Source organism: Leptospirales bacterium (assembly GCA_019694655.1).
Taxonomy (GTDB): Bacteria; Spirochaetota; Leptospiria; order Leptospirales; family Leptonemataceae; genus SSF53.
This window is the reverse complement of sequence record JAIBBN010000006.1, coordinates 90643-107462: the sequence shown is the minus strand read 5'-3', so window position 1 is coordinate 107462 and position 16820 is coordinate 90643. Positions and strand designations below refer to the sequence as shown.

14 protein-coding genes are annotated in these 16820 nt (G+C 57.8%); 7 read left to right on the top strand and 7 right to left on the bottom strand.

Annotated elements, in window-relative coordinates:
- Positions 1–6: 6 nt before the first annotated feature.
- The 3 genes from K1X75_10905 to K1X75_10895 form a co-directional block, all read right to left on the bottom strand.
- Positions 7–978, bottom strand: coding sequence for an ATP-binding protein (locus K1X75_10905; protein MBX7058563.1), 972 nt, complete (start codon positions 976–978; stop codon positions 7–9).
- Between the two features lie 133 nt (positions 979–1111).
- On the bottom strand, positions 1112–3115 hold the full coding sequence (locus K1X75_10900; GenBank protein ID MBX7058562.1) for a hypothetical protein: 2004 nt from the start codon (positions 3113–3115) through the stop codon (positions 1112–1114).
- Complete coding sequence (locus tag K1X75_10895) at positions 3112–3921, bottom strand: TIGR00730 family Rossman fold protein (GenBank protein MBX7058561.1); 810 nt, start codon at positions 3919–3921, stop codon at positions 3112–3114. The genes K1X75_10900 and K1X75_10895 overlap by 4 nt, the downstream gene beginning before the upstream one ends.
- A 65-nt stretch (positions 3922–3986) precedes the next feature.
- Between K1X75_10895 and K1X75_10890 the strand changes: the two genes are divergently transcribed.
- Positions 3987–5138 (top strand): glycosyltransferase family 4 protein, encoded by a 1152-nt coding sequence (locus K1X75_10890; protein MBX7058560.1) that lies wholly within the window; start codon positions 3987–3989, stop codon positions 5136–5138.
- Positions 5139–5189: 51 nt separating this feature from the next.
- On the opposite strand, the gene K1X75_10885 is transcribed toward K1X75_10890, so the two are convergent.
- Complete coding sequence (locus tag K1X75_10885; GenBank protein MBX7058559.1) at positions 5190–5507, bottom strand: hypothetical protein; 318 nt, start codon at positions 5505–5507, stop codon at positions 5190–5192.
- 184 nt (positions 5508–5691) lie between these two features.
- On the opposite strand from K1X75_10885, the gene K1X75_10880 reads away from it, so the two are divergent.
- Genes K1X75_10880 through K1X75_10865 form a run of 4 tightly spaced genes read left to right on the top strand, consistent with a single transcriptional unit; the run spans position 5692 to position 11050 of the window.
- Positions 5692–7233 (top strand): MBOAT family protein, encoded by a 1542-nt coding sequence (locus tag K1X75_10880; GenBank protein ID MBX7058558.1) that lies wholly within the window; start codon positions 5692–5694, stop codon positions 7231–7233.
- Positions 7234–7242: 9 nt separating this feature from the next.
- Positions 7243–8391 (top strand): hypothetical protein, encoded by a 1149-nt coding sequence (locus K1X75_10875; protein MBX7058557.1) that lies wholly within the window; start codon positions 7243–7245, stop codon positions 8389–8391.
- Positions 8392–8399: 8 nt separating this feature from the next.
- A complete protein-coding gene (locus K1X75_10870) occupies positions 8400–9890 on the top strand; it encodes an MBOAT family protein (GenBank protein ID MBX7058556.1) in 1491 nt (496 codons plus the stop codon).
- Positions 9891–9901: 11 nt separating this feature from the next.
- Positions 9902–11050: a DUF1574 domain-containing protein gene (locus K1X75_10865; GenBank protein MBX7058555.1), complete on the top strand. Its 1149-nt coding sequence runs from the start codon at positions 9902–9904 to the stop codon at positions 11048–11050.
- A 30-nt stretch (positions 11051–11080) separates the two neighbouring features.
- Here K1X75_10865 and pyk read toward each other — a convergent pair whose 3' ends face one another.
- Entirely contained in the window at positions 11081–12523 is a 1443-nt protein-coding gene (gene pyk / locus K1X75_10860; protein MBX7058554.1) for a pyruvate kinase, read from the bottom strand.
- 24 nt (positions 12524–12547) lie between these two features.
- Complete coding sequence (locus K1X75_10855; GenBank protein ID MBX7058553.1) at positions 12548–14503, bottom strand: hypothetical protein; 1956 nt, start codon at positions 14501–14503, stop codon at positions 12548–12550.
- A 127-nt stretch (positions 14504–14630) separates the two neighbouring features.
- Here K1X75_10855 and K1X75_10850 point away from each other — a divergent pair, with 127 nt between their 5' ends.
- Both K1X75_10850 and K1X75_10845 read left to right on the top strand, forming a co-directional pair.
- Complete coding sequence (locus K1X75_10850) at positions 14631–15401, top strand: ubiquinone/menaquinone biosynthesis methyltransferase (GenBank protein ID MBX7058552.1); 771 nt, start codon at positions 14631–14633, stop codon at positions 15399–15401.
- Positions 15402–16307: an NAD+ kinase gene (locus tag K1X75_10845; GenBank protein MBX7058551.1), complete on the top strand. Its 906-nt coding sequence runs from the start codon at positions 15402–15404 to the stop codon at positions 16305–16307.
- Here K1X75_10845 and K1X75_10840 read toward each other — a convergent pair.
- On the bottom strand, positions 16283–16819 hold the full coding sequence (locus K1X75_10840; protein ID MBX7058550.1) for a hypothetical protein: 537 nt from the start codon (positions 16817–16819) through the stop codon (positions 16283–16285). The genes K1X75_10845 and K1X75_10840 overlap by 25 nt on opposite strands.
- Position 16820: the final 1 nt, after the last annotated feature.

Sequence of the window (16820 nt, the reverse complement as noted above, 5' to 3'; positions counted from 1 at the left end):
CCGGCCTCAAAGCGATTGAAAATCTGCCGTCTCCGGATTGCGTGCGTCGCGTTCCTGATAGACAATCTGCTTCACCTGGGCAAATAGCTGGATCAATTGTTCGCGATCCGCCGTCTCCGGCACGCGAAAGCTGGCAAAGACCGTGCGAAAATAGGGTTCCTGCTCGATCATTTCATACCCGCTCTGGCGCAAAAGCTCGGCGACTTTGGGCAGATTGTGCCGGACGCAGGCGATGGTTACCAGATTGGGGCGCTCTTGCTGAAAATCTACGTGAAAGCAGCAGATGACATCCTCATAGTCCAATCGGTCGATCTCATCTTTGATTTCGGCAAAGTTGATGCGCTCCTTGGGACCGTTGGGGTCCTTGTAGTTGATCAGGATGCGCTTGAAGTAGTGCGACTTGCGACCCTCGCGATTCATCTCAATGCCGTTGATGATCCGTCGCTCATCCGTCAGCTGTTTCATAATAAACTCGCCGCGTCCGCGCGAGCTTTCGAAATCGAAATACTCCGAAGTAATATCAGCTTTCAGCGCATTGCGATTGATGTCGGTCATCGTATAGCGCTCGCCTGCCGGCATCTCATGCTTGAAGGTGCAAATCAGATAGGGGTTCAGCAGGTCGTTCTTGATTTCAAAGCGAACCTCGGCAAAGCGACCGTAGCCATGCTCGATCAGATTCTGCAGCGCTTCCGTTACCATCAGGCGAACGTTGTCCTCGTCGACTCCCAGCAGATGCGCGAAACGTTTGGCCTGATTCTTGATTTCGAACATCGTCCCAAGCTTTTCATCAATGCGATTGTGCAGTTCTTTCTGCACCACTTCCTCGCGATTGATGACCACCTGATAGCACATGCTGGCAATGCTTGATTGGATGAAAGGCGAGAGACGAACGGCCTCCAGCTCGGATTGCAGATCGCGTATCTCGCGTCGCAACTGGTCGATGTGCGTTTCCAGATTGCTTAAACTACTATCCGACATCCGGCGCGACTCCTTTGCCCGCAACCCGCTCCATTGCGCGGCGGGTCTCGATCATATGACCGGATAGACCCCCGGAATCCATGCGACAAGCGGGTTTTCCGGGAGCGCAGCAATGCAGGATGCTGGAGATGATTCAGGTCTCCTTTTGCGCAGGCTGCGCCTCCTCGGCATGCTGGCTGGAACGCTTTTCAAAACGGTCCAATTCATCGCTGAAGCGCTGGTAAGGATCGCCCTGCCCTGCGTCGCCGGCAGCTTCTGTCGTCGCACCCTCCGGCCGGTTGAGGCGCTTGAGCAGACGCCGGGCGCGCGCCAGCATCTCTGGCGCAGTGCTGCTCTCGGCCTGCAACAGGCGGTCCACAGTGCGACGCAAGCGGGCGGCGCGCACGCGCCACTCGTGGTTTAAGGGATAGAGTAGAATCGCCTCTTCCGCCGGCTGGTCGCGCGCCGGCGCAAGCAACTGAAAGCCCTCGCGGGCCAGAAATTCGCGAAAGGCGGCATCATCTGGTTCGCCCAGCAAACGGCGAATCTCGCCAACGCTGGGAATCAGATTCTGTTCGATATAGGACTGGTCCAGCGCCTCGGCGATGCGGTTGGCCTGGGAGGAATGCGCGATCTTCAATCGCTTGTCTTTCAATTCTTGCTCGCGCTGTTCGCGACGCGATGCTGCACGGGCCTCGTTTTGCGCGCTGAGCGACTGCTGCTCTGCGGCGATGGCGCGCTTGGCCAGCTGGAAGGATCGATCCTGGAACCACGTGATGCCAAATTGCAGCAGCAGACGGTAGTACCAGGGCATGTAGTGGACATAGGCGTTGCGCAGCATGCGCCCGTATTCACGCAGGAATTCGGGATCCTCGAACAAATCCGGGAACTGTTTCTCGTATACATCGAGCAGCGATCGCATCGCCAGGGCCTGCCAGCATTCATCATAGCTGAGCGATCCCATTCCGCGCGCCAGCTGCCGAAAGGCGTCGGAGTTGCGCGCCGCAAAGCAATGCAAGCCCTCATTGCGTCGCTGCCATACTGAATACAAGAGCGCCGCATCCTGGCTGATGGCGCGAAAGACCTCCGCTGGCATCCGATCGCGCGCTTCTTCATTCAGAAACAAGATACGATTGCGCCAGTCGGCGCCGCCGCGCGTCAGTCGATCTCGAATCTCGGCAATTTTCTTTTCGATTTCCGCCTTGTGACGCGCCTGATAGGCGATTTCGCAGGCCGGTCCAAGCGCCGCAATCAACTCCGCCGCCAGCTGACCGGCAAAGCGTCCGCCGCGCGTACCGGCGTCGGACTGCGCCGCCTGCTTGATCGCCTGCGCCCTCTGGATACTGAATTGGGCGGTGGGAGGAGCAAATTCATCCAGGTTACGGGCGCTCTCCTCCAGTCGAATATCTTCCAGCTGCGACTTCAAACCGCCCAGCCCGCGGTAGCGCGGCGCCAGCTTCTCCAGCAAAAACTCAGCGGCCGTTTCAAAACGCAGCAGAGTTTCTGTTTCGCGCTGCGGCATCAAACCGTAGTTGAGCAGTTCCAGGGCGGCATTATTGCGCAACAAAAGGTCGCGGATATCTTCCACGGATCGCTGGATCAGCTCCGGAGCCGGCAGCAAATCAAACTTGCTGGCATGCACTCCGACAAAGGGATCGACGATCGTTGCCGGCAGGTCGCCAGGCTGCGGCTGCTTTTCCAGGCGCAGGTCATTCTCCAGGTCGCGTCGCACGCTTTGCGCCGTCGCCGACGGAATGGCATCCAGCATCATGCCTACAGCGCGCGCCGAAAGCGCCGCGGTCTCCGAAAACAGATGGTAGATAGTATCCTTTTCGTCGACTGGCTGCGCGATGTAGCAGCAGACCAGCTGCAGGCCTTCGCCCGGAGCAAAATCCAGTCGGAAGATCTGGGTAACAACACGATCGGATGCCAGGCGACCGATGACATGCAGCAGATCCTTACGCGTCAGGTTGATCACCTCCGGCACCGGAGTGGCGGCGGTAAACAGGGCGTTGCGCTTGGCGCCGATCGTCGTCGACAGGCTCTGAATCGTTTTGAATACAGTATGCGGAATCTTCTCGCTGAGGTTGGCGCCGCGGGCTATGGCTTCGCTCTCCTTCAACAAATCAAGGAAAGGATAGCGCGCCCGCGGATTCATTGCTCGATCAGCTCTGCCAGTATCCGGTTCATAAGCGTCATTGCTTCATCGACCGTATCGACTATCTGAAATAAGCACAAATCCTGAGCTGAAATCAAGCCTGACTCCGCCAGAAATTCGAAATCAATCAGACGCCGCCAGAAATCGCGGCCAAAAAGGATTACCGGGATCTGGTTGCGTATAGTGCGCGTCTGCTGCAGCGTGAGCGTTTCAAAAAGCTCATCCAGCGTGCCGAAGCCGCCAGGGAATACAATCAAAGCGCGCGCATAATAGAGGAACCAGTACTTGCGCATGAAGAAGTACTGAAAGCTGATGCTCAACGCCGGAGTGATATAGGGGTTGGCATTCTGCTCATGGGGCAGCTCGATATTCAGGCCGACGCTATGACCGCCGGCCTCGCCGGCGCCGCGATTGGCAGCCTCCATGATTCCAGGCCCGCCGCCGGTTACCACCAGGATCCGACGCCCCTGGGCCTCTGCGCGCTCCATCGACCAGCTGGTAATCCGCCGCGCCAGTTCGCGCGCATCCATATAGTAGCGGTTGATCCGCTCTGGCGGCGCGTCGCTGTAATCGCGTCCGGAAAGATCCTGATCCTGACGCAATTCAGGCGGCGGCGCCACCCGCGCTGAGCCAAAGAAAACGACGGTATCGGTCACGCCCTCTTCGCGCAGGACGCGATCGGGATAGATGTATTCGCCCAGAATGCGCAGCGGACGGGCCGCCGGACCCTGCAGAAAATCGTCATTTTCGATGGGGCGCGGCGTCCGGCGACGGCCTTCGGGAACAGTAGAATCGGAATCCGGCATAGAGTTCTCAATCGACGCCAGCAGACGCTCCGGCATCAAGGGTGCTGAACCTGGCAGGCGCCTGGATGACGTCCAGATCTTTCACAATTGCGGTCGATGCTCGACCGCTGGCTTTCCCCGGAAACGGCAATGCCGTCTATTTGCACCGTATGTTGCTGGCGCTTTGCGAACTGCGGCCCGACTACCGCTGGCAACTGATTGCGCATCGCGGCCTGCACGCCTTGCACGCCGACCTCTTTTCGCGTTCCAACGTAGAGCTAGAGATCGATCAAGGCCTGATGACGAAGAGCGGCCCGCTCTGGCTGCAATGCCGGCTGCCGACGCTGCTACAGCGCTCCACGGCCGATCTCTACTGGGGTAGCTTGAGCCTGCTGCCGCTGCTTGCCCGGCGCCGCATTACCGCGCCGATCGTCGTGAATTTTCACGACCTCAACGCCTTCCGGGCCCCGGACACGATGGTTGCCTGGAATCGCTGGCAGCACCGTCTGCTGGATGGACCGTCGCTGCGCGCCGCGGACCGCGTGCTCTGTCTGTCGGAGACGACGCGCCAGGACATCATCCACTTTTTTCCGAGGCTCGATGCCAGCAAGCTCTCCGTAGTCTACCCCGGTTGCGAACCCGGCCTTGATATCCGGCCGCCGCTGCAACTTCCCCGCTCGCTCTCCAGCGAATCCTTTTTTCTCTGCGTCGGGACTATTGAACCGCGCAAGAATCAGAGCACAATTCTCGCCGCACATCGGCAGTTGCGTGCGCACGGGGAACGAACCGTTCCCTTATTGATCGTCGGGCGGCGAGGCTGGGGCGAACATGCCCTGCAACAGCAGCTTGAATCGGGCGCTCTGGAAAAGGAGGACGTCTTTTATCTGGGCAACGCCAGCGACGCCGAACTGCGCTGGTGTTACAGGCACGCGCTGGCCCTGCTTCAGCCCAGCCTGCACGAAGGATTTGGGCTGCCGGTGATTGAAGCCCTGGCCCAGGGATGTCCCGCGCTACTCTCTGATATTCCTATCTTTCGCGAAATCGCGCCAACGCAGAGCTTCGCCGCTGCAACCGACCCGGCCCAATGGGCGCAAAAGATGATAGCTATACTCAAAGAATCAGAAGGGCGCGGCGTACGATCCGCTCCGATTGACCTGGCAGATTGGTCCTGGCTGCAGCGTGCAAAGACTCTGGCCACAATTCTCGATGAGGAACTTGAGAGGGCAACGAGTCCGTAGATTCAGGAAAGCCCGGCAGGCAACGCCTGCCGGGTGGGGCAAGGACGCCGATCAGGGAGTCGGCACGCCCCCGATGCCCTGCACTACATTGGCAAAGCACTCGGCGATGTTCTTCTTCTCGCAGGACTGCGCCTTCAGGCAAGATTCCAGTTCAGGCAGTTTTTGCGGATACTTTTCCTGCACGCTGGCAAGCAGCTGACCGCAGGCTTTAGCCGGATCAGGGATTTGCCGTACTTGTGCATCACAACGCACTACTTCTTCGCAGATAGCTGTAAACTGCGCCGGATCGGGTTTATCCTCTTTGGAACAGGCAGAGGCGACAAGTCCTGCAACCAGGCAGCCAGAGAGAATCAGAATTCGGGTTCTCATGCCGTCAGGTTGAGCGTTCCAGGCAGGCTGTCAATTCCCAAATGGGCTCGCATCCGCTGGACCGCGCCAGGGATCAAACGACTGTCAGCGAACGAAGGGTTGCTTGACCGAGACAGACGGAAGGCCAAACTGGCAGACCGGTCGGCAGTGCTTCAGGCCCCGGCGCGCAAGCGACTCAACGCCAATGAGTTTTACCTCGCTGCACTTTGCGGGTTTCTTCATCGTCAGCATCTTGCTTGGCCACTTGCTGAAGAACCGCGCTCAAAAGATCTTTCTGCTGCTGGCCTCCTACTATTTCTACGGCGCTTTCGAACCGACCTACCTGTTTCTGATTTTGCTCTCCACGGCAGTGGACTACGTTCTGGCGCTGGGGATTCAGGCCGGCTACGACATTCAAAAGGGCGGCGGGCGCCGTTCCTGGGAACGCGCCTTAGCGCGCGTCAGTCCGCGATTGTGGATCGTTGCATCCATGATCCTCAACTTGAGCTTACTTGGATACTTCAAGTACACCAATTTTGGCATCGAAGTACTCAACGATCTGTCGCCCTACGGCGGGACGTTGCTTTCCTGGCCGACAATCAATGTGCTGCTGCCAATCGGAATTTCCTTCTACACATTCCAATCGATGTCCTATACAATTGATGTCTACCGGCAGCAATTGCAGGCTCGGCGCAGCTTCGTTGACTTTGCGCTTTACGTAGCTTTTTTTCCGCAGTTGGTAGCTGGACCAATCGTTCGTGCAACGACCTTTTTTCACGATCTGGATCGAAAGCGCAGCGTAGGCCACGAGGACATGATCGTCGGCCTTACGCGCATTGTGGTCGGCTTCTTCCGCAAGCTGGTGCTGGCAGACAATTTGGGCTTGATGGTCAACGAGGGCTTTGCTCGCTACCAGAGCCTGAGCGTTCTGGATCTCTGGATTGTCGGCTTTGGCTTTGGCTGGCAGATCTATTTTGACTTTGCCGGCTACACCGATATCGCCCGCGGGGTGGCGCGACTTTTCGGATACGAATTTGAAATCAACTTTCTCTATCCGATGGCGGCGCGCAACATTCGCGAACACTGGCAACGCTGGCACCTCTCTCTGACCACCTGGATTCGGGATTATCTTTACATCCCGCTGGGAGGCTCGCGAGTCAGCCCGGCTCGACAGAATGCCAACATCATGATCGCCTGGTTCTTGACCGGGGCGTGGCACGGGGCCGCTTATCACTACATTGCCTGGGGCATTTCGCAGGGCCTGAGCCTGCTGATTCACCGCCAGTGGTCGCGCACGCGACTGCGCGAATGGCTGCACCAGCACGGCGGCCTGTCCTACAGCATCGCCGCGCGAGTGTTCCTGATGTTTACCCTGTGGTTCGCCTTTGTACTGTTTCGCGCGCCAACTCTGACCGATGCAATGATCTTCATTGGCCGCGGCTTCAGCATCTATCACCTCCCTGAGCTCCTGAAATCTCTAGCAAATCTGGGCGGCGAGAGCGGCGCGTGGTCGCTGGCTCTCTCTGGGCCGGCCAACTGGGCGTGGCCGACAGGCATCTACACGCGCTATCTGCAGCTGCTGGGATTCCTTTACATTTACGAATATGTATTTGATCGATTGCAGCTGGAGTATTTCTGGAAGGAAGGCAACCGCGGGAAACTGATCCTGACGCTCTGTGCGATGATACTGGCAACCATAGTCTTTGCGCCGCCAGAATCGCCAAATTTCATCTACTTCCAGTTCTGAGGCATGGGCATGGGCGAGCTGGGAAAATTTCTGCGCGACTGGCGATTTCTGACGCCGCTACTGATGCTTCTGGGCCTGGAAGCCCTGATGCAAAGCGGTATCTACGCCCGCATCCTCGAACCCAACTCTTATGCCGCAAGCATCCGCCACATCATCCGGACCGTCCGTGAATCGCCGCTGCGGCCCAATGTGCTGATCATTGGGACCTCCGTCGCCTACCAGGGCATTCTTCTGCCGCAGCTCAATGAGCAGCTGGCCGGCAGCGGACTGAGGGTGCAGAGCGTAGCCTGCCAGGGCTGCATGCTGGAAACGCAACAGCGTCTGTATCGCGAATTGCATGACCAATTCCCGGAGCTGAAGGCTGTGGTGCACTCCGGTGAAACGGCGCTTGCCTGGAAGGCCCGCTACACCGTGGATGTGGCCAATCGCGGTATGCTGGCCCAATTCTCTCGTCGCGAGACTCTGCAGCTCCTGCAAGAGCAGGAGTTCGAACTTGGCGCCTGGGACTTTGCCTTCTACTACATCGGTCTTTTGAGCTACCAGTCGGACATGCGCGATCTGGCCCTGGCGCCGCTGACGCGCATCAAGTCGCTCAGCCGCTTCGAGCGACATCGACGCGCAGACTTTCCCTATGTAAATGAATACCAGTTTGATCTATCCATTTTCGAGGCGCGCTCGCTTCAGGAATGCCTGGAACATATTCCGCAAATGCAGGCCGAACTGATTGCTGCCGGCAAGACCGACCGTCACCATGCCAATTCTGCGCTGCAAACCTGCCAGATCGCGGCCTACGAGCAGAGCCTGCCGGAAAGCGGCGCTCCGCAATGGAATGCCCTGTTCTTCCGGCGCCTGCAGCGCTTCTACGATGAAATCCACGCCGATGGACGCATGGTGATCACGCTGCTGCCGCCCTACTCCAATCTGGTCAGCCATCTGAACGGCGACGACCGAATGGCGCTCTGGCGACGCGAGACCACGCGCATCGAAGAGGGTCGGCGCTACGCACTGGTCGACTTGCGCCATGCCCTGGATGGGCCGCAGAATGCCGCCTACTATTATGATCTGCTGCACCTAAATGCTCGCGGCGCACAGGTCTGGACGACCAGCGTCGCCGCCGAGCTGCGTCGCCTGGCGCCACAAATTCTGGCTGGCAGGTAGCGCGCGCTATGCTCTTTACTACTCTTGGCTTTCTGCTTTTTTTCTGTCTGGTATATCTGCTGCACTGGAGTCTTAGCGGACGCGCGCGGACCATCTCCTTGCTGGTCACATCTATTGGATTTTACGCCGTCTGGTCCATTCCCTTTGCGCTGCACTTTCTGGCGATGGTCTCAATCAGCTTTGCCGCTATTCGCGGCATGCAAAATGTAGAGCTGCCGTCGCGACGCAACCTGCTGGCCGCATTGGCAATCCTTGCTAACCTGGCCAACCTTCTCGTATTCAAGTATTTCTATCTGGGGATTGTCAGTCTGCATCATATTTTTCCTGGCGGACAGATCAGCGTCGGGGCATTCAACCGCTGGCTGGAAAACACCGCCGGCTTTGCCGAAATCACGCTGCCGCTGGCAATCAGCTTCTACACCTTTCAGCTGATTGCATTTTTGATCGACGTCAATCGCGGCCGTGTTGAAGAAAAAGTAACTGCGCTCAAATTCTTTACGTTCATTATGTTTTTCCCGCAGTTGGTCGCCGGACCCATCTTGCGCTACCAGGATTTTTATCCATTCATCGACCGACCACAGGCCGAATCGGAAAAGATCAGGCGCGGTATCTACCTGGTATTACAGGGATTGATCAAAAAAGTTGTCGTTGCCGACAATATGGTCGGACCGATCCAGGCCGTCTTCCAGGCGCCGGAAGACTACAGCGGCCTTTCTTGCTGGATTGCCGCCGCCGGCTTCTCGGTGCGCGTATTCTGCGATTTTTCCGGCTACACCGACATGGCCCGCGGACTGGGACTGATGCTGGGCTATGAGTTTCCGGAGAACTTTCATGCGCCCTTTCTGCGCAGCAGCCTGCGCGAGCTATGGCAAGGCTGGCACATGACGCTGACCATGTGGATGCGAGACTACATCTACATCTCGTTGGGCGGCAACCGGCGGGGCGTCGTACGCGAGTATTTCAATCTGATTCTGACCTTCACGTTGGTCGGCGCCTGGCATGGAGCGAATTACACCTACATTCTCTGGGGTTTCATGCACGGCGTCGGTTTGAGCATCGAGCGCTGGCTGGGTTCGCGCCTCGCAAGCCGTAAGACATCGGCGGATATGCTGCAGGCGGATGACGCTCCACGCACAAATCGGAGCGGCTTCTGGTCCCAGCCTGCCGCCGGCCTCTTCAAGACAGTTCGCGCGGTTTTTGTGTTTGCGATCTTTGTCTACGGCGCGGTGTATTTCAATTCGGCTTCGGTAGGCGTCGCTCATCGCTTCATGTGGCAGATGACCAGCCTGGCCGAGGGCAAGACCATGCCGGCGCTCGCCGCCATTGTCGGCCTGAGCGCCGTTGGTTTTTTCTTTAACGCCCTGCAATTGCGGCGGCGCGCCCCTGATTGGTCGCCGCGCTGGCAGTATGCTGGCTTGCTGGCGCTTGGATTCCTGGCAATTGTCTTGCTCGGTCGCTTTGCGCCCGGTTCGCATGACTACATCTACTTTCAGTTTTGAGGAGGCGTGCTATGAATTGGAAGACAAAACGCTTTCTCTGGTTCCCACTGCTGGGCTTCGCGCTGCTCTTCGCCCTCGACAAAGTCTTTATGCTGCCATCGGTCCTGCATCACACGATGCACTTTCAGAAAATCGAGCCGATATTCTACGAATCGCGCGGCCCGCTTTTCGAACAGCTGCGCGCGGAGTACAATCGTCGCTCGCCGGCGGATCGCTCCCGACTGGCCTTGATTTTTGGCAGCTCGCGGGCTGCCGAGTTTGATCATGAATACATTGCGCGCCGTAGCGGCGGCGTCGCTGCCTACAATTTTAGCGCTCCTTTTGCTTCGCCCGCCTTCCACTATTACTGGCTGCAGAAGATCCTGGCCGCCGGGATTCGGCCGGCCTTCGCTATTATAGAGGCCGACCCGTTGATCCTCGGCGGAGACTCCATGGAGTACACGCTGAAGTACAGTCTGGATGCGAATTTCGTGGTCGGTCACACCGATCTCTTCCGCCGCGATCCATCCGACATCTGGATGATCGAAGGCCGCGGCTTTTCCTATCCGGAAGCCGAAGATTACTTTCTGTTGCGCGCCTTTGCCCTGTATCGCTATCCGCTGGTTCCCTCGACGCTTCTTGAGAACAACAAACAGATCTGGGCGTTGCCGCCGGGTGGGATGATTCCGCAGCTGATGCCGGCTCGCGACTCGCGCCTGAGATTTCGAGAGTTTGTCCAGCTGGCCAATGAGCTGAAACTTGGCGGGATACCCAATCCGCTGAGTCGTCGATTGGACGAAAGAGAAATGCAGAATGACGCAGAGGATCGCGCCAAGCGTCTGTTCAGCAATTACCGAATTTCAGGGACGCAAATCATTTTTCTCAAGCATATCATCCGCGAGCTGTTATCCCGCCAGACGCGCGTCATAGTTTACTGGCCAGTATCCGCCGCCGCTTTTCAGAAGCATATGCTGCAGCAGAAGATGCCGCAGCGCGTGGAGATTCCGCTGCGCGCGCTGTTGCGGCGGCTGCAATCAGAGCAGCCCGGCGCAGATATTCGCTTTGTTGATCCCAATGACGATCAGCGGCTCCGTTGCCGGGACTTTATTGATTCTCACCATTTGAGCGGCGCCTGTTTCCCGCAGCTAACCGATCTGGTGCTGTCCGCCCAGGCCCCGTGAGGAGTTTGCGATCGGCCGCAACGGGAATGCCTATTCGAAGGTGCGCACCTGAATGCCTGTGATTCGCTCCTGGCCCGCTTCAAAATCAGAGATTACTACGATTCGATCGCCGGCAACAACGCGATTTCGACCGCGCAACTTTTCAAAGGCCTGTCGAATGGTCTTCTCCGGCGTGCGCGAGAATTCCAGAACAAAGGGCACCACCGACCGCAACAGCCATAGCTTGCGGCGCGTGCTGGACATGTTTGTAAATGCGTAAATAATTGATTTTTGCGGACGATAGCTGGCAACCAGCTGCCCCAGCAAGCCGCGACGGGTCACTACTACAATCGCAGCGGCATTCAGTGAATCGGCCAGTCTCGCAGCGCTGCGGGCCAGCTCCTCGCGCAGGTTTGCCGGCGAACGCTCCTGGAAAAAGGCCATGCCCGGTTCCTTTTCGATACGGCGGATGATCGTATCCATGATCTGAATGCACTTTTCTGGATAACGGCCAACTGCTGTTTCGCCGGAAAGCATCAAGGCGTCGGCCTGTTCATAGACGGCATTGGAGACATCCGTCACTTCGGCTCGCGTAGGCAGCGGATTCTCAATCATGGACTCCAGCAAGTGGGTGGCGACGATCACCGGCTTGCCGGCAATGGCGCAGGCGCGTACCATTCGGCGCTGTATGACGGCCAGCTCTTCCAGCGGCACCTCGACGCCCAGGTCGCCGCGGGCAATCATAATGCCATCGGCGACATCCAGTATGCTGTCGAAATTGTCGAGCCCCTCCTGATTTTCAATCTTGGCAATGATCCGCGCGTTGCCATGAGCGCCTTCAACTATGCCGCGCGCTTGAAGAACATCCTCGGCGGAGCGAGCAAAAGAGAGCGCAACAAAATCGACTTCGTTTGCGACGCCAAACAATATGTCTCGGCGATCCTTTTCTGTGATGGAAGGCAAATTGACGCGGACGCCCGGCAAATTGATATGCTTGCGCGAACCAAGGGTTCCGCCTTCCAGCACCCGGCAGCGCAATCGTCGCTCGTTGACCTCAAGCACTTGCAGGTTGATCAAGCCGTTGTCGACGGTAACCTTATGACCGGGCTTGAGGTCAGTCACCAGATCTTGATAGTTTACATGCACCGATTTTTCTTCGGGGTCCTCATCTGGCGTAACGGTGATGGATACGATCTCGCCGACCTTTAGATTCAGGCTCTCCTTGAGCTCTCCAGTGCGAATCTCCGGGCCCTGGAGATCAAGGAGTATGGAAATCGGATGGTTCAGCTTCTTGTTGAGATTCTTGATGCGTTTGATCACCGGCAGATGCGTCTCATGTGTTCCATGGGACATGTTCAGGCGGGCAATGTTCATACCGGCGCTGGCCATGCGGCTCAGACGTTCGGAGGCCGCCGTAGCGGGGCCAATTGTAGCTATGATCTTGGTGCGTCGAAAATCCCGGCGCAAGGTGGAGATATCGGGGGCTTGTTCCATAGGATGCCCGGCTCGACCGGACCCTCAGTTTAATTTCGGCAAAACGCGTCCCAGAAAATCTTCAATCGAACTGGCCACGTCAAATTTTTCCTGATTGGGCATCGACGCCTTGCGCTGAGCGTCCGCTTCCTCCTGCACGCGAGCCAGCAGTTTCTTGCCAGAACGGCGCAGATAGCGGCGCGAGATCAAAATCGGCCAAACATACTCCGGCTTATCATTGCGAATCCGGAAGGAGAGCACCTCTTTGCGACCGTACTTTTTCAAGAATAGAATCAGACTGTCCTCATCCAGTTCTTTGACATATTGCAGTACGTATTCCCGATTTGGCAGCAGCTTCTGATCCCAGGCCGCGTCCAGCGTATCGACGATCTTTTTCAGGATATCGCGCGCCCGTTGCTCTTCCTGTACCTGCTCATACTTCTCTTCTTCACTTTGCGGCTCCGGAGCTTCAACGCCGCGGCCGCCGGCTTCGCTGTCGCCGCGCTCCGTAGCCGAAGATTTTGCAGCCTGACTGCCTTCCTCGCCGCTCATTCTCTCGCTGATCAGTTTCTTGCGCGTTTGCCGCGCTTCTTCCTCTCGCAATCGCAGCAGTTCGCGCTGCTGCTCGGCCGCCGCCTTCTGCTTGGTCTGGACTATTTCTCTTTGCGCCAGCTTTCCACGACCGGTGAGCATGCGCCAGAGCCGGACAATCAACGGCAGCTGCTCGAAAAGCACTCGCTGTTCCAGATCAAGGAAAGCCTTGTACTGGTCCTTATCCAAAAAGCGCTCCAGGCCCATTGCCGAAAGAATAAAGACCTGCGCATCATCGTTACGCTGGTCAAAAGCATCGCGCGCCGTCTTCACCGCCTCGTTGATCATATTCTTGTGTAAGAAAAAATCAGTTATACGACCGCGATAGGGATACTCGGCATACAGCACGCCATTGACATTGCGCAACTGAGCCATAGTCTCTGAATCGACGTTGCGAAAGGCGGTGGCATCGGCGACACGCGGGATCTTGGCCAGCTGGTCCAGCGCCTGTTCGAGGGTCTGTCGTCGCACCTGCTCGCTGTGCTCTTTGCGACTTCGCGTAATCGCAGGAGTAATTAAAAAAAGATCATCATACACCTGCTGGTCGGCTTCCGCGAGACTCGCATACTGTGCGCTAAAAGCGCGCAGGCGTTGCATCACGGCATCCGGTTCCGGCGCCTCGCTGCTCTCCGCCCGATCGATGCGTTTCGTATAGTATTCTGCCAGCGCCTTGAATCGCTCCTCAAGATCGCGTGCGTTGTGAAAGTAAACGCCATTGATCTTGCGTCCTCCCGGCAGTTCCGTCTGCAAATAGAGAAGCTTTCGCTCCTCGATCAACTTTTGAATGACCGGTCGCGCGTAGAGCATATAGGCGACCTTTCTGCGCTCCGGGTTATCATCGAAATCAGTATAGAACAGTCTTACAATTTCGCCGCGCGCCTGGGTCTCGCGCACCTTGCCAGCCTGAATGGCCTTGGTCATCTGTTCTCGAATTCGAGCCGGGTCTTGCGCCGTACGTGCGCCAATCCACTTTTCCAGCGCCTGCAGGTTCTTGTTGTTGTACATGGTCAGATAGCGACGCGCGGTTTCGCCATCAGACGCGGCCGGCCGACAGAAGACGGTCATCGAAGTGATCCGCGCTCCAGCGCCGGCGATAAATTGCAACGCGGGGAAATAGACTATGTAACGATCGCTGGAGGAGCCGCGACCCAGCAGCTCCAGCAGGTAGAGGCGAATCTTCTCCTCCGGCAGCTCCGTGTCTCTGGCCAGCTGATCGAAGGAAGGCAGAATTCCGCGCTGTGTGAAGGAGTTGCTCCAGTCACGAATCAGGTCAAAGACCTTGATAATACCCCTGAACTTGAAGTCGCCGCGCGATTCGAGAGCCTGAACCTGCTCCTCCGCCGGACGGGCGGACATCACGCGTATGGCGCCTTCCAGATCGAGCGCAGCATTTTGGTTGTCGGCCGCCATTGTCCGGGATGTCGTGCCAGGGACAGATGCCCCGATTCTGCGCCTACCGCGCCGGGCGGGTGCAAGAAGAAGAGCAAAGCCGGCCGGGACAGCTTCAATGATTCCCCCGGCCTGACAAGCAGTTCTAATGCAAGGCCTACCCTCCTCCTCGCAACGCTCCTATGAACTCCCCGATCTTGCGGAGCGCGCCGAATACGTTCGTCGAAATTTCGACGCCATCGCCCGAAGCTATGACCGCTTCAATGACCTGACTACCTTTGGCCTCCATCGCCTCTGGAAGCGGCGTACTGTCGCTCTATGCCGCCTGCAGCCCGGCATGCGTGCGCTGGACTTGTGCGCCGGCAGCGGGGACCTCAGCCTGCTACTGGCCCGCCAGCTGGGACGGCGCGGACAGGTAAGTGCGCTCGATTTCAGCGCAGGAATGCTCGCCGTCCTCGAAGCGCGCCTTGCCAGTCTTCCGCCAGCCGCAGCGCCGGTCCTTGTGCAGCAAGGCGACGCCAGCGATCTATCGCGCTTTGCCGACGGAACTTTTGACGCTGTCACCATCGGCTTTGGATTGCGCAACATACTGGAGCGGGAGCGCTGCCTGCGCGAATGCCGACGCGTATTGCGACCCGGCGGACGTCTGATTATTCTCGATGTGGGCAAGACGCCGCGCGGCCCAATCGGCTTCCTACACGGCTTCTACTTTGAGAAAATTGTGCCGCGCGTTGGCCACCTGCTGGAAGGCAAACGCACCGAAATGTACGAATACCTGCCGGCATCGGCGCAGGTCTACCTCAGCCAGAGCCAGCTCAGCGAGTTACTGCAACGCGTGGGTTTCGTTGAGGTTCGTTTCTGGAATCAGCTTTTTGGCGCGGCAGTGATTCATGGCGCCACTGTGCCTGGACCGTCTTGAATGGAACGAGTTCTGGTTGTAATCAAGCGCACCAAGTGGGAGCGAGATCTGCTCCGCTACGGCTCGGAGCAAACAGCGCGAAGCATTTACGAACGACAGAATCGCGGCTTTGATCGCATCTACGGCGCTCATCTGCGGCAGCTGCAAAATCTGGCGGCGCTCCGGCAAGCAATGCCGCAGGCTCGTTTCCAGTATCGCGAGGCGCTGCCCTATCTTTCGGAGGATAGCATCGACTTCCTGGCAGCCTTTGGCGGCGACAATCACTTTGTCTACGTTTCCCAGTTTGCCGGAGGCAAGCCGATTCTCGGCTGCAACAGCGATCCCTCCTCCTCCACCGGAGCATTGTTGTACTTCACGCCAGAACGACTGATGGAGTGTGCGAGCCGTTACCGTAGCCCCCAGGATTTGCTTTGCGAATACTGGACGCGCATTGAATGCGAGATTGAGTACCCGGAAGGCCGACGCATCCAGGCCGGACCCTGCACCTCGGAAATCAGCGCACGCAGCCGCTTCCACGACTACATCAGTCGTTACTGGATTGCGCGCGAAGGGGACGAACTCGAAGAACAGAAATGTTCCGGTCTGCTTCTGGCCACCGGCGCAGGCTCCACTGGATGGTACCGGAACTGTCGGCCCGGAAAACAGGATTCCGTCTTCCCCAAGGATGCGCCTTACTTTCGAGCGCTAGCGCGCGAGGCGGGCGAAAACTCGAAGCGTCCGCGACGCTACCAGGATGCGACGATTGCCGCCGGCGAAACGCTGCTGGTCGTATCAGAGATGGACGGCGAAATTACGGTCGATGCCGAACCAGACCGCACCTTTGATTTTCCGCCTGGAGCAATTGCTCGTTTTCGAGTGAGCGAACGAAACTTGCGCGTCATTCACGGATTTGCCGGCGAAACTTGAGGCGGCTGCCAGTCAATTTCATTGATCGCTCGCTGCGCAGCGCGCCGGACCATCGTCGGGTAAGACGAGCGCATCAAACGCAAGAGCGGCGCGAAGCTGCGCCGATCCGCCAGGCGTCCCAGATTCTGAGCGACGGCGCGCGCTACGTAGGCGTTGCGCTCATCACGACGAAGGGATAGCTCGAGTATAATCGACTGATTGAGTTCGGCGGCTGCCGCACGGCGCAGCGGCGAGTCAGGCGACAGCGATTCCGCATTTCCCAGACCTTGAACACATGCCAGGCGCTGAAGCTGCGGCGCCTGGAGATCGCGCAGGCAACCGCCAAGCAAAGCGGCCGCTCGACCAGCTGAGGCATCGCCAGATTTCAGACTGCTTTGCCATTGGTCAATCAGCTCCATGCGACGCTGCATCTCCTCGGCCGGGAGTTGCGCGGATTGTTTTCGGCAAGCAACCGCAAACAGAACAGCAGCCAGCAAGAATAGAGCGATCGATCGCGATGCAAATTGCATCATC